Origin of the sequence: Paraburkholderia sp. MM5482-R2 (assembly GCF_050436125.1) — a bacterium.
GTDB classification, from domain to species: domain Bacteria; phylum Pseudomonadota; class Gammaproteobacteria; order Burkholderiales; family Burkholderiaceae; genus Paraburkholderia; species Paraburkholderia tuberum.
Genome location: NZ_JBNDLP010000002.1, coordinates 1,566,799 through 1,587,119 on the forward strand (window position 1 = coordinate 1,566,799; position 20,321 = coordinate 1,587,119).

The window sequence follows — 20,321 nt, forward strand, 5'->3', positions numbered from 1 at the left end:
TTTTTTGCCTCAATCTGTCAAACCGCTATTTGCCAGTATCCGATACTTGCCTCCAGAGACGCGTGATGACCAACGCGTACGGAAATTCGAGAAGTTCGAGAGGAGGCGAAACAATGAGCAATGAGACGAGCCGCAGCGCGACCCCGGTCTGCGATCAGTTGCGCGCAACCGGCAACTGGAATCCCGCCTGGGATGCGATTGCAGAACTCGATCCTGTCTGGGCCGAGAAATTCATGGCGATGGGCATGCACACCGTGATGTCGGGTGTGCTGGAACCGAAGGTGTTCGAGTTCCTCGCCATCGCGGTCGACGCGTCCTGCACGCATATGTATGCGCCGGGCACACGCCGTCACATCCGCCGCGCGCTCGAACTGGGCGCCACCAGGGAAGAAATCGCTGCGGTCTTACAGGCGGTTAGCGTCCTTGGCATTCATTCCTCCAGTCTCGGCGCGCCGATCCTGCTGGAAGAACTGGCCGCCTTCGAGAAGGCAAACGTCGACGCTGCGCAGGCCGTTGCCTGACGTCAGCGCAGTCACTTCATTAATTTTCAAAGAGGAACACAGACCATGCATTTCATGGACGACTCCCTGCTGCCTGAAAACCAGGAAAAACTCGTGATCCAGGTGGCGCCCTATGGGCCGCAATGGATCCCCGGCGATTCGGACGATATCCCGGTCACGATGGACGAGCAGGTGCAGAAGGCCGTCGACTGCTACAACGCAGGCGCGACCGTGCTGCACGTGCACGTTCGCGAGGAGGACGGCAAGGGCAGCAAGCGTCTGTCGAAGTTCAACGACATGCTTGCCCGTCTGCGCGATGCTGTGCCGAAGATGGTGCTGCAGGTCGGCGGCTCGATCTCATTCGCGCCGGAGAATGAAGGCGAAGCGGCCCAATGGCAAAACGACGACACACGTCACATGCTCGCGGAGTTGAACCCCCGTCCGGATCAGGTCACCGTCGCAATCAACACCAGCCAGATGAACGTGATGGAGTTGATGACCGAGGCCGACATCGCGGGTACCTCGCTCATGAACCCGGCGCTGCAGGCTGCCTATCGCGACATGATCGTGCCGTCCAATCCCTCATGGCACGTCGAACACATCAGGCGTCTCGTCGCCAACGGCATCCAGCCGCAGTTCATGCTGGGGAATCTGACGCAACTCGAAACGGTCGAGCGTCTGATTCGCAACGGTGCGTATAGCGGTCCGCTGAATATCAATTACGTGGCAATTGGCGGCGGCGCGGCCGGGTTGCATCCCGCCGACATGATCGAGTTTGCCCGCCGCACCCCGGAGGGCGCGGTGCTTACGTTCGAAACGCTGAACCGGAACGTGGTGCCGATGAATACGCTGGCGATTGCGCTGGGCCTGCATGTACGGGTCGGTATCGAAGACACGCTGTTCGGCCCGAACGGCGAGCGGGCGACTTCAGTGCAGCAGATCGAGCAGATGGTGCGCATTGCGCGCGAGCTCAATCGCGACATCGCGAGCGGCGAGGATGCCCACCGCATCTACCAGATCGGCACCCGGTGGGGTTCGGTCGACGAGACGCTGGACAACCTGCGCATGGTACCTAATCGCACGTCCGGCCGGCGCGACGTGCCGGCACGCAAGGTCGCCTGAGCGGGGATAACGGGGCGCAACGCGGCAGCGTATGGCGTTGCGCCTCGCTCTGAACCCTCTCAGGCATGGAGACAGATGATGTTCTGGAAGAAAAGCCCCTCTGCGGTTCTGGCGTCGCTACTGGTGATCCACCTGCTGGCCCACATCGACCGCAATATGCTGCTCGGTTTCTCGCCGCAGATCATTAAAGATCTGGCGCTCAGCAACACGCAATACGGCTTTCTGGTCGGCGCGGTATGGGTGCTGAGCTTCGGCGTGATGGCGATGTTCATGGGCACCCTTGCGGACCGCTTCAGCCGCACCCGGGTCATCGCCGCCGGCGTGCTGATCTGGAGCGCCTGCACGCTGGCCTCGGGCCATGCCCAGAGCTTTGAGCAGATGGTGGTGGCGCGCTTTTTCGTTGCCAGCGGCGAGGCGGCGCTGGTACCTGCCGCGGTGGCCCTGCTGGCTGAACTCTTCTCGGAGAAGCGACGAGGCACGGCAATGGGGCTGTTCTTCATGGGGATACCCATGGGCGTCGGCTGCAGTTTCCTGCTCGCCGGCAGCTTTGGCGCCACGCATGGCTGGCGGACCACGTTCTATGTCCTTGGCATCGTCGGCGTCGCCGTTGCCTTGCCGCTGGCGCTGCTCAAGGAAGACCGTAGCCAGCTCGCACCGCAGGAACGCGGCGCACCGTTCGTAGCCCAGGCGCTCGCGGTGTTGCGCACCGTCGGCAGCAACCGTGCGCTGGGCTTCGTAATCGTTGGTTTCGTACTGGTACACCTCGTTTTTGCCAGCTTTTCCTTCTCGCAGTTGTGGCTCGTCAACGAACGCGGCATGAACGCGGCTGGCATTGCCACCAGGATCGGCGCGCTACAACTGGTGTTCGGCACGCTGGGCGCGGTGATGGGTGGCGTCATGGGCGATCGTGTGGCGAGCAAACTGCGCGGCGGACACGCCAGCTTCATGGCGCTCCTTGTCGTGATCTGCGCGCCGTTGATGCTGGCCTGTCGTTTCGTCCCGGTCAGTTCGCCGCTGTTCTACATCGGCATGTGCGCGGGATTCTTCCTGCCGCTGGCCGTGTACGGCCCGGGGGCGGCGGCGATCATGAGCATGGCACCCCAGAAGATGCGCTCGACGATCTTCGGTTTCACGATGCTGTCGATCAACGTATTCGCCCTTGCCATCGGCACCGTGGTCATCGGGATGGCCGCCGACCATTTCATCAAGGCTGGCGCCACCGCTCCGCTGACGGGTGTCCTGATCGCCACTGACGTGCTGACGATCAGTTCAGCGCTGTTTTTCGCCCTCGCGGCGCGCGCCTCGCGCAGGCAGCGTGCGCTCGCGCTGCAAAACATACAACCTGCGAGGTAATGGACATGCAAGACCAACGTCGAAATCTGGAAGGGCGTGTCGCCCTCGTCACCGGTGCCGGTCGCGGGATGGGCGGTGCCATCGCCGTGGATCTGGCCCGCGCCGGTGCACGGGTCGCGATCTGCGATATCGACATGCCGGCTCTCGAAGAAACGCGCGCTGCCGTGCAAGCGGCCGGCGCGCCGTGTCTGGCGCTGCGCTGCGACGTCTCGTCCAGCAGCGAAGTCGCCAACCTGTTCGCCGCGATCGTCGAGCGTTTCGGGACGTTGCACATTCTCGTCAACAACGCCGCGCTCGTGCCGAACACGCCGATCGATACGGGACGCCGCAACAGGCATTACGCCTATCTCACCACGCCCGTGCAGCGGCAAGCGCTGGCTTTCACCAGCAGCATCAGCGACGAGGAGTGGCATCGTTACTGGGACGTCAACGTGCACGGCCTCTTTTACTGCACCCGCGAAGCGCTCAGGCTGATGCAGCCGCAGCGCGACGGCAGGATCATCAACATCGCGTCGATTGCGGGCATCTCGGCCATGAGCGCCCATAGCCCGCACTACAGCGCCACCAAGGGCGCGGTGGTTGCCTTCACGAAGTCGGTCGCAGCCGAAGTCGCGGGCGCCAATATCCTCGTCAACGCGATGGCGCCTGGGGGTGTGGCCACTCCCGAATTCACGGAATACTTCGAGGCCGCCGGTGAGGAAAAGCGCAACCAGTTCTGGCAAGTGGTGCCGGCCGGACGCCTGGGCACGATGGAAGAATACGCCTCGACGGTGACCTATCTGGCCGGCGACCACTACCTGGTCGGCCAGGTGATCAGCCCGAATGGCGGCGTGGTGATATGACCGGATGCGCCGCGTGACCTGAAGCGATCACGCCTGAAAATCCTTGCATCGACCTCTTCAGCATCTGCCATAACGATCAGTTCTGCGAATAGGATTGTGAGCGCTTCTGGAGATCGGTCTTTGACAAAAGACGACTGACCGGCGGTAAAAGACCGCAGGCGCCCGATGGCTCGAATGCTGCCGCGGGCGATGTCGGCTCGTGACTCTGCATTAAAGAATGGACGGACGAAATGAACGGTTTGATGCTGCAAAAGCAGTTGCTGATTTCCTCGCTGATCGTGCATGCCGATCGCCATCATGGGGATACGGAGATCGTGTCGCGGCGGGTAGAGGGTGACATCCATCGCTACACCTTCCGCGACTGTCACCGGCGCGCGCGACAGATGGCCAATGCGCTCACGAGTCTGGGCATCAGGCCGTCCGACCGTGTCGGCACCCTCGCCTGGAACGGCTATCGCCACATGGAGCTGTACTACGGCATATCCGGCATGGGCGCAGTGATGCATACGATCAATCCGCGCCTGCACGCAGAGCAGATCGCCTACATCGTCGACCATGCGGAAGATCAGGTCCTGTTCTTCGATCTGACGTTCCTGCCGCTGGTCAAGGCCATTGCGGGCCGCTGCAAGACTGTCAAGGCGTTTATCGCGATGACCGATCGCGCGCATATGCCGCTGGATACCGGCATTGCCAACCTGCTGTGCTACGAAGATCTGCTCGAGCGCAGCTCGTCGACCTACGTATGGCCGAATTTTGACGAGGATACCGCCTGTGCGCTGTGCTACACGTCCGGTACCACCGGCAACCCGAAGGGCGTCCTCTACTCGCATCGCTCGTCGCTGCTTCACACGTTCGCTGCCGCACTGCCGGATGCGCTGAACTGCTCGGCGCGCGACGTGATGCTGCCGGTCGTGCCGATGTTCCATGTCAATGCGTGGGGCATTCCGTATGTCGCGTGCATGGTCGGGGCCAAGCTGGTTTTCCCCGGCCCCGGGTTGGACGGCCAAGCGCTCTACGAGCTCGTCGAAGCCGAGCAGGTCACCTTCGCGGCTGGCGTGCCGACAGTATGGCAAGGCCTGCTGACCTGGCTCGAGCAAGGTGGCCTGAACTTCTCGACCCTGAAGCGCACCGTCATTGGCGGCGCAGCCTGCCCGCCCGCAATGCTTCACACGTTCCAGGATGGGTACGGCGTCGAGGTCCTGCACGCATGGGGCATGACCGAACTGAGTCCGCTCGGGACCATCGGCGCGTTGAAAGCAAGGCACCTCGCACTGGGTCCGGAAGACCGTTGCGCCCTGCAATCCAAACAGGGGCGCGCGGTATTTGGCGTCGATATGAAGATCCTCGGTGAGAACGGCGAGGAACTGCCATGGGACGGCGTGAGCTCGGGCGATCTGCTGGTGCGTGGCCCATGGGTGGTGCGCAACTACTTCCGCAATGAAGGTGGCAACCCGCTGCGGATCGATGCCGACGCGCATGGCTGGTTCCCGACCGGCGATATCGCGACCATCGACGCCGACGGCTTCATGCAGATCACCGATCGCAGCAAGGACGTGATCAAGTCCGGCGGCGAGTGGATCAGCTCGATCGAGATCGAAAACCTCGCAGCCGCGCATCCCGCGATAGCGAGCGCGGCCTGCATTGCGGCGAAGCATATGAAGTGGGACGAGCGGCCATTGCTTGTCGCAGTGAAACAGCCCGGTGCACAGGTGACAGCCGAAGAATTGCTGGCGTTCTTCGAAGGAAAGATCGCGAAATGGTGGACGCCGGATGCAGTCGTATTTGTCGATGCGGTGCCGCTTGGCGCTACCGGCAAGGTGCTGAAGAACCAGCTGCGCGAAGCGTTTCAGGACTATCTGTTGCCGACTTAAGGAAGCAGGTGGCCTGGCGTATTGAGTATTGAACGTACGTCTTGAACGTACGTCGTTACGGGTGGATTAAAGCTACAAAACTGGAGACGCAATGAAACTGAAATGGGTAGCTGCGGCCGCGGTGGCCGTCCTTGGAAGTCCGGCCTATGCGCAGTCGTCGGTGACGCTGTACGGCGTCGTGGATTCCGGTCTGCTATATCAAAGTACCTCGGCGGCCTCGTTCAGCCCGACGGCGAAGAATCTGGGGAAGGTCTATCGCTACAAGGACGGCGGGATCTACGCGAGCATCTGGGGCATGAAGGGGACCGAGGATATCGGCGGCGGCTATCACGTCAACTTCAAGCTGCAGGGGTCGTTCGACAGCGGCACCGGCAAGTTCGGCCTGGCGGATACGCCGGGCGCGGTGGCGCAGTTCAACCAGTTCGCAACGGTCGGCGTGTCGGGACCGTTCGGCACGGTCAACGCCGGTCGCCAGATCGTGCCGATGGCCTACGCGATGGCCGATACCGACGTGCGGGCGGGCCAGTATTTCGGCAGCATCCTGACGGCATGGCTGGGCATGAACCAGGCCGCAGGCTGGTCCGGCACCAGCACCAACGGACCGATCGGCGCGCTGTACGACAGCAATGCGATCGTCTACGAGTCGCCGACATTCGCCGGCGTGTCCGCAGCGCTCGAATATGCGCCCGGCGGTGTGGCAGGCAGCTTCCAGGGCGGCACGCGCGAGTCCGCCGTGCTCAAATACTCGAACTATGGCCTCAATCTGAGAGCCGTCTACTACAACGGTCACGACACCAATCCCGGACCGACGACGGTGCCCACCGGACTCGCCAACAACCGCCTCTACTACCTCGGGGCGCTGTACACCTATCACGCCTTCTCCATTTCCGCGTCATATTCCAACGGCAGGAATCCGGCGCACGCGAATCTGGTCAACCTCGACCTGTATTCGGCCGGCCTCGGCTATCAGTTCTCACCGGCATTCAAGCTCACCAGTGGCGTGTATTACCTGAAGGACGCGAACAATTCGGCCAACAAATCGCTCGAGGTCGCCGGAGGCGCCGAATACAGTCTGTCCAAGGCCACTTTGCTCTATGGCCAGGTGGGTTGGGTGAACAACCACGGAGATATGACGCAGACGATTACGTACGGCCAGCCCGTCGCGCCTGGCCTCGGGACGACGGCGGTCATGCTCGGGATACGCCACTACTTCTAGGGATCCTCCGTATTGAGCTCGAAATGAAGACCTCTGGCCGGTGAAGCGTGCCGGCTCGCCCCGCGGTAGCAGAACAGCGATTCCAACGGGGATCCCACAAGACTCAGGAAGACTGGAGAAAGCAATGAAGGTAATCAGGGCACTCAAACTGGCGGTCGGCGCACTGATCGTGACGACATGGATCAATGCGTGGTCCCAGCCTGGCGAATCGGGCAGTGCGCCAGCGTCAACCGTCATGGCGTCGCCGGGCAGCGGCGCTTCGACGAGTTCCAGACAGGCTGATCGCGCGCTCGGCAGGAAGGTACGCGCTGCGCTCATGAAGGACAAGGAGATCAGTGCTTCAAACATCAGTGTCCGTGCGAGAGGTGGCGCGGTGACGCTGTTTGGCACGGTGCCCGATGCAGCGCAGATCGACAGGGCGGCCGGGGTTGCCGAAGCCGTGCCGGGCGTGACAACCGTGAAAAACAATCTGACACTCAAACGCGTATTCGGCCAGTAAGTGGTCCTCGTAAGTAAGTCCGGACCGCTGCCAGGCTTGCACCGAAGCGACACCGCTCTGCCTACGACGTCAGTCTGCCGGCGCATCTGGTTGGCGGACGGCGCAAATGGATCGATTGCGCAGATGAGCCCGGTTTCGTCGAAGGGGTGACGGCATTCGTCGGGAGGCAAAACACCCAACGTCGACCGAGCGTGCCGCACCGTTCTTGAGCTTTAGCGAATAGACGAACCGACAGAAAAGTGCTGCTGTCGGTAACGTCCTACCTTGAACGAATCTCGGCAGCACAGAGGTCGCGCTGATGTGTGGCAATCTGCCATGTGTTTCCCCACGGATCTCTTACCATTGCTCGCCTGTCGCCGTATGGCATGTCGGTCGGAACTTCGAGTGAGATCGCATTCGCCGCAATCGCTCGCTGGTAGGTCGAATCGGCGTCCTCGACGTAGACGTACAGAAATGCCGGCATCGGATCGCGAAGGCCGTCTGCGCCGCTAACCATCACGACGGAATCGCCGATCATGAGTTCGGCAGGCCGCCCGTGACGGAATTCGCCCTGTGCCTGAAACACCATCTTGATGAATGTGATCAGGTTTTCCGGATCCCGTGCGACGATTCGGGGCGTGACGGTATGCCATCCATCGGGCTGAAATTTAGCCATGTTGGGCAGCCTCGGAAGAGATTCGCAAGGGCATTGTCCTCCGGGCGCCGGATGTCCGCAAAGGGGGGCGAACTCGGGCGAATCGGCATCTGGCTCGGTTCGGCCACAAACTGCCGGTCACATGCGCCGCCGGAAGGCCGCTCAGGCGCCGGCTCTGCTTCGCAACCGGCCATCTGATTGTCGCAAGGCGAGCGCTCGTTCAGCGGCCAGAAGGGACATCAATCTGGCCGGCCAAAGACGCCCTGTTCGACCGAGCGGAGGCATCTCCCCTGTTAATCCCTGTCAGCTTGCCGGATTTCGTGCCATGACGACCCATGCCGCGCCGTTGATCATCACCGACCCCTCGCCGGGGAGGCTCGCGAAGGCGGCACGAACTGCGGCGGAGGCACGGGCGCGGATGTCGTCGGGCTGACCAGCGAGCGCACGCGACAGCGGGCCGACCTCAAGCGTCATCCTCACTGCGTCGTCGATCGCCGAGTCCCGCGTTTCGCCCTCGCCGAATGGGACGGCCGCGTCGAAGGGCGAGATAACGATTTCGGTGAAACCGGCCGCCGTCAGGATGCGCGCCACGTGCTTCCGGTCGCCGAACGAAAACGGGCCGGGCGCTTCGGGATCGGGGAGCGCGCTCGGCGGGACGATGTCCTTGAGCGCGCCCACCGGCAGTCGCATCCAATCGTTCTCGGCCGCACCGCGCCAGCAGACGAAAGCGACCCGGCCGCCCGGCCGGAGCGCGCGTCGCATATGGGCGAACGCCGCTGTCGGATCGGGGAAAAACATCACGCCGAAACGCGAGAACAGAATGTCGAACGCGCCTTCGGGCAGCTCTGCGCTGCTGGCGTCGGCCACCTGAAACAGGGCCGGCGTATCGTGGCGCGCAAGCGCGCGCGCTCGATCGATCAGCGGTTCGGATATGTCCACGCCCAGCACTTGGCCCCCCGCGCCGACGCGAGCGGCCAGAGCCAGACTTGACGCACCCGCGCCGCAGCCGATGTCCAGCACGCGCTCACCCGTCGCGGGCGCGGCGGCTTCGATCGCGGCCTGGCCGAACACCGCCACCAGAGCGTCGAGCCGGGCCTGGTTGGCGACCCAGCGCTCCCCGCTTTGACCATTCCAGTCACCCACCTGATCAGCACTTTGCTTTGCCATGTCATCTCCTTGACTCGACGATCCGCCTTTCGCCGCGTCGATTTACGCCAACCTTTTCGAAGGCGACGACGCAACAAGGATCTGTGCTCTCAAACCACCATCGACTGCTGGGCGAAGATACCCGCCATCGCGCCCTGCGATGAAGCCTGGGTGACCGAGGGCAAGAAGGGCGTGGCGAGGTCGCCAGCGGCGTAGATGCCGGGCATGCTGGTTTGGCGGCGCTCGTCGACTTTGAGGACGATGCCGGTGGGCGTATCGACCGTGGCGAGGCCCAGTGATTCATGCAGGCGTGCGGACGGCTTGTTGCGCGGATGGGCGAACAGGACGTCGACCGCGACATTGCGGCGGGTATCGAGATTGACGGTGTCGATATGGCCCTTGTGATGGGCGATCTCGACGATCCGGCCATCGACGACACGTATGTTGCGACGCGCCAGATCGACCTGGATATCGGGCGCAATGTCATGACCATCGGCGAAGACAGTCAGCTTGTCCGTCCAATCGCGGAACAGCCTGGCAGACTGGTGCGACTGCGGGCTGGACCAGACGAGGCCCCAATGCTGGCCGGCGACTTCAAAGCCGTCGCAATAGGGGCAGGGCACGATGGACGTGCCCCAGCTTTCGGCAAAGCCCGGAACATCAGGCATCTGGTCGGCGACGCCATAGCTCAGGATCAGGCGGTGCGCCCTCAGGCTTTCGTTATCGTCAGTGACGACGCAGAAATCGTCGATGGCGCCAGACACGCTCTCGGCCCGGGCATTGACCAGCCTGATCGTTGGATAGCGCGTCAACTGCTGCCGCGCCTCGACCAGGATGTCCAGCGGTGGCTTGTGATCGTGGCCGAGCAAGCCATGCGAGTGGCCTGCAAAGCGGTTGCGCGGCCGGCCGGTATCGAGAACCGTGACCTTGCGGCGGGCACGGCCGAGCTGCAGGGCGGCGGCGAGGCCGGCAAAGCTGCCGCCGATGATGATGACGTCATCCATGGTGATGGGCTCCGTGTTGTGATTGGAGGGGTGGGCTGGGCGTGGTGTGCAATATCGTCCAGCGATACGCGCTTGAGACGGTCAGCGAGTAGGGCTTCGGCATTGGCGAGAAAGTTGCTGATGGCTGTAGTGATCGGCCCCACAATCCCGCATTCGATATCGCCAGGCGCCCCGGGGAAACCTGATTTGGGCAACTGGTTGAAACCTGTCCTTGGCTTGCACATTTAAGATACTGCGTGGTATCGTAGTGCAAGAATTTGAATACTGTCAAGTACTGGAATTGTCGTGACCGAAAATAGCCAGGGCCGGCGCGGCCGGCCCGCCAACGAGGCGCTTCGCCATACGATCGTCGACGCCGCCTGCGAACTCTTTGTGGAATTGGGTTTTCAAGCGACGACCATGGACAAGGTCGCGCAGCGCGCGAAGATATCCAAGCTCAGCATCTATCGGCACTTCGAGAACAAGGAGACGCTGTTCAGCGCGGCCATGGCGGCCCACTGCCATCAATTCGCACCCCAGGCGCTTTCTGAAGGCGTCGACGGGTCGGCCGAAGATCAGCTCATGGCGGTGGGATCATCCCTGCTTCGCACGCTGTTGAGCCCGGACGTCCGCAGCGTCGAAGCCATGGTTTTGGCCGACAAGACGAATCAAAAGTCGTTAAGCAAGCTCCATTACGAAGCCGGGCCCGCCCATGTCATCGCCCAAATCGAGGCCGTGTTGCGTCAGTTGCACGCGAAAGCGATTCTGAACGTACCCGATGCTCCCCAGTCCGCCCGCTTGTTTGCCGCGCTTTTCAAAGGATCAGATCTTCTGCTTGTCGCACGCTTCGATGAGGCGAGAGCAGAGGATGACAACGAAATCGAATCCTATTGCCGGTCGGCCGTCGCCATGTTCATCGCCGCGCACGGTGGCATCTAAAGGTGCGCTATCGCGGCTTGATGAAGAACCCGCAGAGTTGCACACGCTGTTCGCTCTAAGCAATCTGTGGATGACGCGCGAACGACTGATGCGCGAGGCCGCTGCATGAGCGCAAAAGCCGCCCGCGCGGGCAGGCAATCGGCGCCTTCCTTATGCCGAACGTAGCGCTGCATTCGAGCCAGGTGCCGCACCGCTTCCACCGCATCGGCCCTATGTGGATGGCTCAGTGCGGCAAAACGAGTTCTGAACACCATCCCGAACCTTGCGGGCGCTTCCTTTCGATCTGGTGAACGACAAGCTGATTGCTTATAGAGAAATCAAACTTAAGTTCGAGAGCAATTCGAGGGTCGAGCAAGACGTCATCCTTGCACGGCGTAAGCCGCCTCACCAACTCACGGGTCTAAGCGTCCGCAGAGGCCGATGACTTGTCCCCCAGGCGACGGCACGGAATGACCGTTCCACTCCGATACCTACCCTTAGAACAGAGACTGCTCGACCGGCTGCAACGGGTCGACTTGCGACAATCCTCCGCTGCGGGCCGGCAAGCGGTTCCATCGAACTATTGCATCGACCGGTTGAATCCGCCAGTGGAACTGGGACGTTCAAAGTTGCTTTGCCCCTTCAGGTGGGCGATAGTTCAGAGGGTGGAATGACAAACCCAAGGCCCGCCAGATATAGCCGCTCACTCCATCTGTAGCAATTCTGTAGCAAACCAAAATTCACCCCGCAGTACCGCGCCCATAGCCCCACGCGGCAACAATCGACCGATATCCGAACGTTGCGATATGACAGCGCCTCTTCATCCAAAAAAACCGTCTTATTTTCGCTCGAAGTCTGTCACCATTTCATGCGACACCGACCGTGAGCGTAGCGTTGGTCCTGCATCGCGGAAGCGTGTCCTAACGGGAGAGTCCTGATGAGCAAGAAGTCCGAAGCGAGCGGTAAGAGCGGCGCGAATGAGTCGACCGCTGCGACGCTGGCCGCGCTGGCGAATTACATCAGTGAGTTCGTCATCAATGGGACGCTCGACACCAGATGCGCCGCGAAACTAGTTAAGCGCCTGAGAAAGGAAGCCGAAACCATTTTGGAAAATGGAAGCGCGACAAAGCTGGCACAAAAGGATCTGAAGAAAGCGTTCGACACGGTTGACGCTGCAGTCCAGGACCACGATGCGAAACTGCTGGTCACAGCCAACGCAGCACTACGTACAGCAGACGAGGGGAAAAAGGCGGAAAACTAGCACTGAAGTCTCGCACGCCTTGACGCTGTAGTAGCTGCGTCCTCCGCCAAAAGCTGTCTCTCGCGCGGGGGCGTCCGCGTGACTGCTGGTGCTGATCAGACGTTCGGCGAAGTGTCAAAGGTCTCTTGCGACAAGCCGAGCTACACAAAGCGGTTCGCCGGCGCGTACGGCTCGAAGTATCGATCCATCACGCCGATGCACGCATTCAGGCTATGTCCGGCGCATGAAGGCAATGTAGGCGTTTCATGTCTCACCAGCCCGCCCCGCGCCCTCATCCAAACCGAACACAATAAGCAGGCGGCAAATGCGCTGAAATCAAATGCCAGCTTTCGCCGCCGTCGTCGGACGTCCATAGCGCGCCGGTGGTCGACGCCATTGCGAGGCGCGTGCCGGAGTCATCTACAGCGAGCCCGTGCCGATACACGAGGTCATACGCCGGTGCAGGCGGCAACCCGTTCGAGAAACGCTCGAACGTGCGGCCGCCGTCGCGCGTGCGCGTGACGACGAACTGGCCGTCCACCGGGATCCGGCACTGGTCTTTCACGGCGGGCACAAACCACGCGGTGTCCGGCTCGTGCGGATGCACGGCAACCGCGAAGCCGAAGCTCGATGGCTGCGCTTCGATCCGCTGCCAGTGCGCCGCGCCGTCGGTCGAGCGGAAGATCGCGCAGTGATGCTGCGTCCACAGCGCATCTGGATTTGCGGCGCATTGCACGACGCGGTGCGGGTCTTGCACGTTGGCATCGCCGCGTCGCTCCGGCGGCATGTAGTCGGCCTCCATGCCTTCGGCACTAACGCGCCAGGTCGCGCCGCCGTCGGCGGTTTGCCAGACGCCGCCACACGACACGCCGATCGTCACGTGCCGGCTGTCGCGCGGATCGACCATCACGGAATGGATGCCCGGCGCGTCGTAGCCGCCTCCGAACCATTCTCGGCGCTCCGGGCGATCCCACAGCGCCCGGTTGAGCAGCCATGTATCGCCGCCATCGTCGGAACGGAAGAGCCCGCCGGGAATCGTGCCGGCCCACAGGACGCCCGGCTCGTCCGGGCCGCCGGTTTCGAGCGACCAGATTTGCTGGAGCGTCCAGGGAGGAGCCGGCGGGCTGGGCACGGCCGCGCTCGCATTGTCCGCGCTCGTGTCCGCGCCGTCACCGGCATGCGTCTCGTCGGCAGGCTGCGGCGGGTAGACGGGGACCGCGCACTCTTCCCAATCCTCTATGCCCGCGCGCCGGCGATGCAGCTTCACGCCGAAGTGGCCGAGATTGAGCGCGGCATACAGCGAACCGTCGCGCGGATCAGGCAGCACCATGCTCACCGGCTCGCCGACGAAATACGGCTCACCGAGCGTCCAGCCGCCCTCGCCGTCGGCTTGCAGAACGAACAATCCCTTGCGGGTTGCAACAAGCAATCGATCGCTCATGTGGAGTGTCTCCTGTCGACCAGAGTTGGCGCTTTAGCGCTTACTCTGGTCCCATGCAAAGCTCGAGTAAGAGTGGAACCTTCTTATCCGCCCGACAACGCCTGTATGACGTAAACGCGGCTTTCCTCGCCGAGCGCATCGGACAGATGTTGTCGGTCGCGCACCGGCCGGCCGTCGACAAACACGGCGAGATGTCTTCGCAGTGAGCCCTGATCGTCAAGGATGTAGCCGCGCAGTCGAGGTTGCGCGGCGAAGACGGCCTTCAGTGCTTCGCCGAGCGTGCGCGCGTCGATCTCGCGCTCGGGCGTTGCGATATGCCGTTGAATCGAAGCAGCGAAGAAGATGTGCGCCATGGCGGGGTAGCCGAGCGGGAATGGCCTGTTCGTCGATTCTGCAGTTTAGACGATCCGCTGGGTGCTTCGGGGCATCGCCATACAACAGACGACAGGTTGCGCCTCCGAAGCGGCCGTTGCGGTGTCGCGAGTCCGAAAGGCGGCTCGGGGTCGCGTGCCGCCGAACGCATCGAGCATCATTGACCAGATACAAACGTCCGCCGGTTGCCCGAATCGTTGCAGCCCGCGCTCTCAAGTCTCGCGATCGATTTCGCGCGGCCTGCAAGCGTCATTACTGGCCGGTTGCGCTCTTCACCGCGCATTGCCCGACGATACTCTCCCCGTCACTGAATTTGAACGTGACGGGAACCGTTGAACCGACCGTCAGCGGCTTCTTTTCCTTCTCGAACATCACGTGATAGCCGCCCGGCGCGAATGCGAGTGTCCCGTTGGCCGGGACGGTCACCTTGTCGACCATGACCATCTTCGACGTGCTCCCGGTAGTCTGCGTCTGATGCAGCATGGACATCCCGAACGCATCGGTGCTAACACCTTCGAGATCGACGGGCTTGTCTCCCATGTTCATCAGCTTGAAGTAGCCGCCGGACGGCACGTCGCCCGGCATCGAGCGGATCCAGCAGTCGGACACCATCATGGCGCCCGACGAAGCGGCGAAAGCGGTTAGCGAAGCAGCCGCGAGCGGCAGCGCGATAGCCAGGCGGAAGAAGGGGTGGTGCATGGCATAACCTCCTGTTCTACGTTAAGGAAAATGTGATGGGCCGGTGAGACCTACGTCGCGGCACCGAGGCAAGGCTCGATCGTCATATCGGTCGCATGTCTACATGGTCGCTCCGCTATCCGCCCGTCGGCGACGTATGGCCCAGCACCGCAGCCAGCGCAAGTACGGCTAGCATGACGAGCGCTTCGACAGAGAGAACGCCGTCGAAGCGGCGTTGCGCGGCGGGGTAATCCGGATCGTTCCGCTCGGCAAGCACGAGCAGATCGGGCAGAATCGCCATCCGGTTCCAGCCGCCGAGCAATGTCGCCAGGACCACACATGCAAGCTTTGCGGCGAGCAACCGGCCCCAGTGTGTGCGCAGCAGCGGCGCGCTGGCCTGCGCCGTGTCCTGAACGGCGTTGTAGAAACCGGTGACGAGAACAAACACGAGCGCAGTCGTCGCCAGATGAGACAGCGCCGAGCAGAACGCAGCCCTCCGGCCGGGCGGACGGCCTGGTTCGCGTTCGAGCCGGCGCAGCAGGATCGCGGCGACGATGACACTGCCGGCCCAAAGCGCAGTCGCGGAAAGGTGGACGACGTGGATCGCCTCACGCCACGAGAAGTCGCCGGAGTCGGCCGCATGGCTCGCGGCTGCCTTGCCCGCGACCCACAGGACGAACCCCGCAGCAAAGAGCGCTGAGCCGCGCTCTTTCTTGAGGCCACTCAACGCCGCGAGCAGCGCGCCGGCAACGCCGATCGACCATGCCTTACCGAAGTGGGACTGCGTCAGTACTGGGGCGATAGCCGAACCAGCTTCACCGAGCGGCGAACCGCTCATGACTGCGGCCTGAAGCCAGAGGTACGCCAGGGCGGTGAGAGCGAGTGCGACTGACGCGACCGTCCGCCAGACTCGCGTCGTGTCTTGCCCAGGCAATCCGCTACGCGCGCCCAGCACGCCGCATGCAAGAGCGCCGGTAGCGACGGCAAACAGAATGTCCTGCATCGCGGCCAGTGCAATCTGGGCGACGACGAGCGGATCCACCGTTACTTCACCGTGAACGTGTAATGCCCCTGGGTGCGATGGCCGTCGTTGGCAACGGCGACCCACGAGACGGTATAGGCGCCCGGCACGAGGGGATTTAGCCCTACCGACATATGCTTCCTGTTCGACGGGTCAACCGCAGCTTTGCTGCTCGTCACGGACTTGCCTTGCGAGTCGGTGACGGCGATCGAGCTGAAGGCGGGCTCCAGACCATCGTCGAAGTCGATCGCCACGTCCTTCTGCGAGGTCGTGACGGTCGCACCGGCCCCCGGCGCCTCCTGGGTCGGGTAGGCGTGCGCCTGCGCGAGATTGCAGCCGGCGATCATCAGCGCGGCGATGGCCGCGCGTGCAATCGTGTGCAGTTTCATGAGAGGACTCCTTACACGTTAGAACAGCGGCTTGCCGAGCGTTTTCGGCGCAATATCGTCGAAGAAAAGATGGGCCTGTACCAGGATGCCCACATGCGAACCGCTCGCGCTGTTGATTGGTATCTGGGCTTCGACACCGAACTGGCCATAGCGGTTGATCCAGATGAACCCTGGATTGATTGTCCCAGTGGTTTGGCCCTGACTTCTCGATAGCGGAAACTCGACGATGGGAACAATGTTCGAGAGCGGCTGCGGCAAGCCGAAATCATGCACCTGCTGCTGCAGATAGGGCAGGCTGTACTGGACCGTGAAACCGTAGTCGAAAGAATTGGGCTGACCGGCCCCGGTGGTCAACGAAGGCCCAGCTTCGGCGGTAATGGCAACGGGTCGGAGATAGGCCAGTGAGTCGGGCAGATCGCCCATACCCTTGCCCACGTAGATCGTCGGCGAGATGGTCGAAAAGCTGTCCGCAATCGCGTGGCTGCCGGTTCCACCCAATTCCGCATGCACCCCGACTGAAGTCATGAATTCGTGCGGGGCGTTCACATACAGCAGATACTTCAGGCCGACTCCAAAGTTATCGAACCCGTGCGCAGTCGGATTGTTCTGCATCACGTAAGCGCCGTCGACGGACAGGGCAAGCCTTGACGTGATCAGCTTGTCGTACTCGAAGCTGAACGTATTGATGCTTTGATCGCCGTTGTCTCCAGGAACACGCTGATGCCCGTATTCGAAGTTAGCTTCATCGCCGACACCTGGATCATCGACAGCCAACGTTGACGGAAAGACGCGGTCGCCCGCGATGGCATGGGCAGCGGCTGGCGATGAGGCGAGCAGGAGCGCAGTTGCGGCGAACGAGATCGATGCCGTGGCGAAGAAGGGTTTGCCATGGCGCAAGGTATTGGCATGCATGTTTCATCCATTGATTGAGGTCGTCATTGCGCGGCCGCGAGTCTGTGAAGAGACACGACGACGCCTGGCGATGCGTTCGTGCACGGCATCGCCATCAGGGCTCAATTCAGGATGAAACGGGGGGCGCGCGCGGCTGGGCGGATACCAGCGGTTCGACGCGACGGATGCTCTCGAACCGCGTCGCAATGCGATGCTGGATGGCCCAGACCGTGACCGCAAATTCAGGCTGGACGCTCGGCAGCACGGGCATGTGCGCAATCAGGTTGCAGTAGCCGCAAGCATGCCAGTGAGCGGCCAGCGAGTGGGAGGTGTCCTCGTTGCCCGGCGGATTGCCTGGAGTCGAATGTGCGGAGCAGAGCGAGGCTGAAGGAAGCCCAGCCTCATTGCGGTCAGCCAGTGCCTGCGAAACCGTCGGCGCGAGCGTTGCCATCAGGATTGCCAGCAATCCCAGATAGGAGCCCAATTTCCGGAAGAAGCAGCTCAGCATAAGGCCGACGGTTCGATATTGGTCTGGTGAAGGTGAATGCGGCGCATTATGCCATGTGTTACTTGCAGGCATCGACCTATGACAGCTTGCCGCGTCAGACACGGCGACCCCAGGTACGCAGATGTAGCCTTGGTTGAGGCGCTTGGGTCCAAAGGCTCTTGCGATCGGTGTCGTGCTTCTGGACTGGAACCACGCACAGGCCGGCGCGGCTCTCGGTTACCGAGTTATCGCTAGTGCGCGGAACCGGTTTCCTGAATGACCGGACCCCGCTTGGCAACGGACGGCTGTCAGCCCCAAAGTCGAAGGTCTCTTTGGGGTCGACAACAGCCGAGCGCATCGGGTGGTAGCCGGCCCATCTCCAGCCATTCGCTCGCGTGCGCCCGCACCTGCTATTTGCTGATGGGTCTTCGGCTGGCTCGACTGAGCAAAAACCGCCACAGCGATGGCGCCAACCACGGCGACCACGAAAGCTTCAACGAACGATTTCATGAGCCGTGGGAGCAAGGTGGCCGACATGCATCGGCGTCGGCAGCCTCACCAAAACTGAGCCAGCTACAAACCACCTCGGTGGGCGAAGCAGATCTCTACTTCTCCCGATCGACCGCTCAAACCGACTCCCGCAGCACCAACTGATGCTGCAGGATGCGCGACGCTGGGCGTTGGCCGTCGAGCAGCGCCAGCAGCATTTCGGCCGCCGCGGCGCCCAGCTCGACCATGGGCTGGGCCACGGTCGTCAGCCCCGGCTCGAAGATGCCAGCGATGGGCACGTCGTCGAAGCCCATTACCGCCACGTCGTGCGGCACCCGCCGGCCGGCTTTGCTAAAGCCCTTGATCGCGCCGATGGCCAACGTGTCCGACACGGCGAACACGGCGCTCGGTGGATCCACCACCGCCAGCAGCTTTGCCGCCGCCTGGCTTCCGGCGGCGTAACTATTGTCGCCAGTAACGCAGACAAGCTCGGGCGCAGGCGCGAGACCGGCGCGCAGTAGTGCCGCGTGATAGCCCTCGCGGCGCTGACGCGCATACAGGAAGCGCTCGTCGCTGGTGATGAAGCCGATGCGCCGGTGGCCCTTGTTGATGAGGTACTGCACGGCATCCGTACCGGCCTGGCGGTGGTCGATGCTGACATAAGGCACGTCACTACCGGGCAAGAATTCCGAGCAATTGACCCATGGCTTGCCGTTCGCCGCCTCGCGCCGGGCTGCCGGGTCGGACATGGGCACGAGATTGATGACGCCGTCGCTCAGACTGCCGGCCAGCGTCGGCAGCGAGGCGTCCGCCGTGCCGGTCCAGGCTTCCAGGTCCGCCGGAAGCAGCGTGTAACCGGCCTGGCGACTGACCGCGCCGGCCCCGCGCACGATCTCGGCGTAGTAGGGGTTGGCGAAATCCGGCATGAGCATCAGCAGAATGCGACTCTGACCGGTACTCAGGCTGCGGCCGAACGGATTGGCCCGGTAGTTCAGTGCCCGTACGGCTGCCTCGACCCGCTCACGCGTGGCCGCCGTCACGGCCTTCGTCCCGTTGAGCACACGCGACACCGTGGCAATGGAAACGCCAGCCTCGCGGGCAACGGCTTCGATGGAGGGTTTGCTTCGCATTGGTTCGTTCAGGCAGCGGCGCGTTTGTCGCCAGCAGGAAGGTAACAATTTTAGCATCACGGGAAAAGGTTTTCCCCTCATGCGTCATCGAACCTCGAAACTGAGCGGGATTCAGACTCGGCTTGCGGGAATCCATGGTGTTGCTGCAAACCGCAGCATTATGCAATCCGCTTATCCGAAGCTTCTCGCGTACTCCTGTTTGTGCCGGTCCCTGCTGCATAGGGTAAAGCCCCTGTTCCAGGTAAATGGGAAAGCGCTTACCTTTTGACTTGCGCCCAGCTCCGTAGGCCATCCGTGCCGCATCCACCTTGACTCTTTGGATTGACAACCATGAATCAAGCCTTGCCCATTTCCATCCAGATTTACAGTCTGCGTAATGCGGGCGAACTCGACCGGCAGTTCGACATTGCCGCCCAGGCCGGATTTCGCCAGGTGGAGCTGATCGGGTCCTTGCTCGAAAATGCGGCCGACACCCGGAACAAGCTTCAGGCGCGCGGCCTGAGCGCCTCCTCCAGCCACCTCAGCATGGCCATGCTGCGTGAGCGTTTGCACGAAGTGAGCGCGGCGTGCGAGACCCTCGGTATCACCCAGTTGGTCATGCCCGCGGTGCCGCCCGCCGAGCGCGACAGTGACGCCGCATACTGGCGGGCGCTCGGCAACGAGTTGGGCAGCCTCGCCCATCGGCTAGCCGCTCAGGGCATCGCCCTCGCTTACCACAACCATGATTGGGAACTCAGCGCCAAGGAGAACGGCGCAACGGCGCTGGAACTGCTGTTCGAGTCCGCCGGGGCAAGCCCGCTCGGCTGGCAAGTGGATGTAGCCTGGCTCGTGCGCGGCGGCGCCGATCCTCTGCCATGGCTTCGTCGTTATACGGGCCGCGTGGTCTCGGCCCATGCGAAAGACCTCGCGCCCGCGGGTGAAAAACTGGACGAGGACGGCTGGGCCGACGTCGGTCACGGCGTCATGGATTGGCCCACGCTGGCCGCCGCCTGCCGCGAAGCGGGGGCGCGTTTCCTCGCCGCCGAGCACGACAATCCCAGCGACGGCGAACGCTTCGCCCGCAATGCCTTTGCCTATCTGCACCAGCTCGGAGCCTGAT

At 62.5% G+C, this 20,321-nt stretch carries 21 protein-coding genes and 1 pseudogene; 11 read left to right on the top strand and 11 right to left on the bottom strand.

Annotated elements, in window-relative coordinates:
* Window positions 1-113 precede the first annotated feature (113 nt).
* The 7 genes from OKW37_RS10135 to OKW37_RS10165 all read left to right on the top strand — a co-directional run bounded on the left by OKW37_RS10135 (window position 114) and on the right by OKW37_RS10165 (window position 7,403).
* Window positions 114-521 (top strand): carboxymuconolactone decarboxylase family protein, encoded by a 408-nt coding sequence (locus tag OKW37_RS10135; RefSeq protein WP_184044320.1) that lies wholly within the window; start codon window positions 114-116, stop codon window positions 519-521.
* A gap of 45 nt (window positions 522-566) precedes the next feature.
* The gene (locus tag OKW37_RS10140) at window positions 567-1,622 is read left to right on the top strand and encodes a 3-keto-5-aminohexanoate cleavage protein (RefSeq protein ID WP_429406714.1); all 1,056 of its coding nucleotides are present in this window, start codon (window positions 567-569) and stop codon (window positions 1,620-1,622) included.
* Between the two features lie 78 nt (window positions 1,623-1,700).
* Entirely contained in the window at window positions 1,701-2,975 is a 1,275-nt protein-coding gene (locus tag OKW37_RS10145) for an MFS transporter (RefSeq protein WP_184062172.1), read from the top strand.
* Window positions 2,975-3,817 (top strand): SDR family NAD(P)-dependent oxidoreductase, encoded by an 843-nt coding sequence (locus OKW37_RS10150; RefSeq protein ID WP_429406710.1) that lies wholly within the window; start codon window positions 2,975-2,977, stop codon window positions 3,815-3,817. Before OKW37_RS10145 ends, OKW37_RS10150 begins: the two co-directional genes overlap by 1 nt.
* A gap of 230 nt (window positions 3,818-4,047) precedes the next feature.
* Window positions 4,048-5,688 (top strand): 3-(methylthio)propionyl-CoA ligase, encoded by a 1,641-nt coding sequence (locus OKW37_RS10155; RefSeq protein ID WP_429406708.1) that lies wholly within the window; start codon window positions 4,048-4,050, stop codon window positions 5,686-5,688.
* Between the two features lie 91 nt (window positions 5,689-5,779).
* Window positions 5,780-6,904, top strand: coding sequence for a porin (locus tag OKW37_RS10160; protein ID WP_429406706.1), 1,125 nt, complete (start codon window positions 5,780-5,782; stop codon window positions 6,902-6,904).
* A 124-nt stretch (window positions 6,905-7,028) separates the two neighbouring features.
* The gene (locus OKW37_RS10165; protein ID WP_429406704.1) at window positions 7,029-7,403 is read left to right on the top strand and encodes a BON domain-containing protein; all 375 of its coding nucleotides are present in this window, start codon (window positions 7,029-7,031) and stop codon (window positions 7,401-7,403) included.
* A gap of 259 nt (window positions 7,404-7,662) precedes the next feature.
* Here the strand turns inward: OKW37_RS10165 and OKW37_RS10170 are convergent, their stop codons facing one another.
* The 3 genes from OKW37_RS10170 to OKW37_RS10180 form a co-directional block, all read right to left on the bottom strand.
* Complete coding sequence (locus tag OKW37_RS10170; protein WP_429406702.1) at window positions 7,663-8,058, bottom strand: VOC family protein; 396 nt, start codon at window positions 8,056-8,058, stop codon at window positions 7,663-7,665.
* A 282-nt stretch (window positions 8,059-8,340) separates the two neighbouring features.
* The gene (locus OKW37_RS10175; protein ID WP_429406700.1) at window positions 8,341-9,204 is read right to left on the bottom strand and encodes a class I SAM-dependent methyltransferase; all 864 of its coding nucleotides are present in this window, start codon (window positions 9,202-9,204) and stop codon (window positions 8,341-8,343) included.
* Between the two features lie 89 nt (window positions 9,205-9,293).
* A complete protein-coding gene (locus tag OKW37_RS10180) occupies window positions 9,294-10,187 on the bottom strand; it encodes an NAD(P)/FAD-dependent oxidoreductase (protein WP_429406698.1) in 894 nt (297 codons plus the stop codon).
* Window positions 10,188-10,472: 285 nt separating this feature from the next.
* Between OKW37_RS10180 and OKW37_RS10185 the strand changes: the two genes are divergently transcribed.
* From OKW37_RS10185 to OKW37_RS10195, 3 genes and pseudogenes are all read left to right on the top strand, one after another.
* The gene (locus OKW37_RS10185; RefSeq protein WP_429406696.1) at window positions 10,473-11,105 is read left to right on the top strand and encodes a TetR/AcrR family transcriptional regulator; all 633 of its coding nucleotides are present in this window, start codon (window positions 10,473-10,475) and stop codon (window positions 11,103-11,105) included.
* Window positions 11,093-11,214, top strand: a pseudogene (locus OKW37_RS10190) (IS5/IS1182 family transposase); the annotation flags it as partial. The gene OKW37_RS10185 and the pseudogene OKW37_RS10190, both read left to right, overlap by 13 nt.
* Before the next feature lie 807 nt (window positions 11,215-12,021).
* Complete coding sequence (locus tag OKW37_RS10195; RefSeq protein WP_429406694.1) at window positions 12,022-12,345, top strand: hypothetical protein; 324 nt, start codon at window positions 12,022-12,024, stop codon at window positions 12,343-12,345.
* Between the two features lie 271 nt (window positions 12,346-12,616).
* Here OKW37_RS10195 and OKW37_RS10200 read toward each other — a convergent pair whose 3' ends face one another.
* The 8 genes from OKW37_RS10200 to OKW37_RS10235 form a co-directional block, all read right to left on the bottom strand.
* A complete protein-coding gene (locus tag OKW37_RS10200; protein ID WP_429406692.1) occupies window positions 12,617-13,765 on the bottom strand; it encodes a WD40/YVTN/BNR-like repeat-containing protein in 1,149 nt (382 codons plus the stop codon).
* Window positions 13,766-13,848: 83 nt separating this feature from the next.
* The gene (locus OKW37_RS10205) at window positions 13,849-14,118 is read right to left on the bottom strand and encodes a MoaD/ThiS family protein (protein WP_090803938.1); all 270 of its coding nucleotides are present in this window, start codon (window positions 14,116-14,118) and stop codon (window positions 13,849-13,851) included.
* Between the two features lie 271 nt (window positions 14,119-14,389).
* Complete coding sequence (locus OKW37_RS10210) at window positions 14,390-14,836, bottom strand: copper chaperone PCu(A)C (RefSeq protein WP_244145121.1); 447 nt, start codon at window positions 14,834-14,836, stop codon at window positions 14,390-14,392.
* A gap of 115 nt (window positions 14,837-14,951) precedes the next feature.
* Entirely contained in the window at window positions 14,952-15,857 is a 906-nt protein-coding gene (locus tag OKW37_RS10215; protein ID WP_184062104.1) for a CopD family protein, read from the bottom strand.
* A 2-nt stretch (window positions 15,858-15,859) separates the two neighbouring features.
* Window positions 15,860-16,225, bottom strand: coding sequence for a copper resistance CopC family protein (locus OKW37_RS10220; protein WP_429356953.1), 366 nt, complete (start codon window positions 16,223-16,225; stop codon window positions 15,860-15,862).
* Between the two features lie 18 nt (window positions 16,226-16,243).
* On the bottom strand, window positions 16,244-17,137 hold the full coding sequence (locus OKW37_RS10225) for a hypothetical protein (RefSeq protein WP_429406689.1): 894 nt from the start codon (window positions 17,135-17,137) through the stop codon (window positions 16,244-16,246).
* A 106-nt stretch (window positions 17,138-17,243) separates the two neighbouring features.
* On the bottom strand, window positions 17,244-17,624 hold the full coding sequence (locus tag OKW37_RS10230; protein ID WP_429406687.1) for a DUF2946 domain-containing protein: 381 nt from the start codon (window positions 17,622-17,624) through the stop codon (window positions 17,244-17,246).
* 605 nt (window positions 17,625-18,229) lie between these two features.
* Complete coding sequence (locus OKW37_RS10235; RefSeq protein WP_187631208.1) at window positions 18,230-19,222, bottom strand: LacI family DNA-binding transcriptional regulator; 993 nt, start codon at window positions 19,220-19,222, stop codon at window positions 18,230-18,232.
* 330 nt (window positions 19,223-19,552) lie between these two features.
* On the opposite strand from OKW37_RS10235, the gene OKW37_RS10240 reads away from it, so the two are divergent.
* Window positions 19,553-20,320, top strand: a complete 768-nt coding sequence (locus tag OKW37_RS10240; RefSeq protein ID WP_184062099.1) for a sugar phosphate isomerase/epimerase family protein — start codon at window positions 19,553-19,555, stop codon at window positions 20,318-20,320.
* The last annotated feature ends 1 nt before the right edge of the window (window position 20,321 follow it).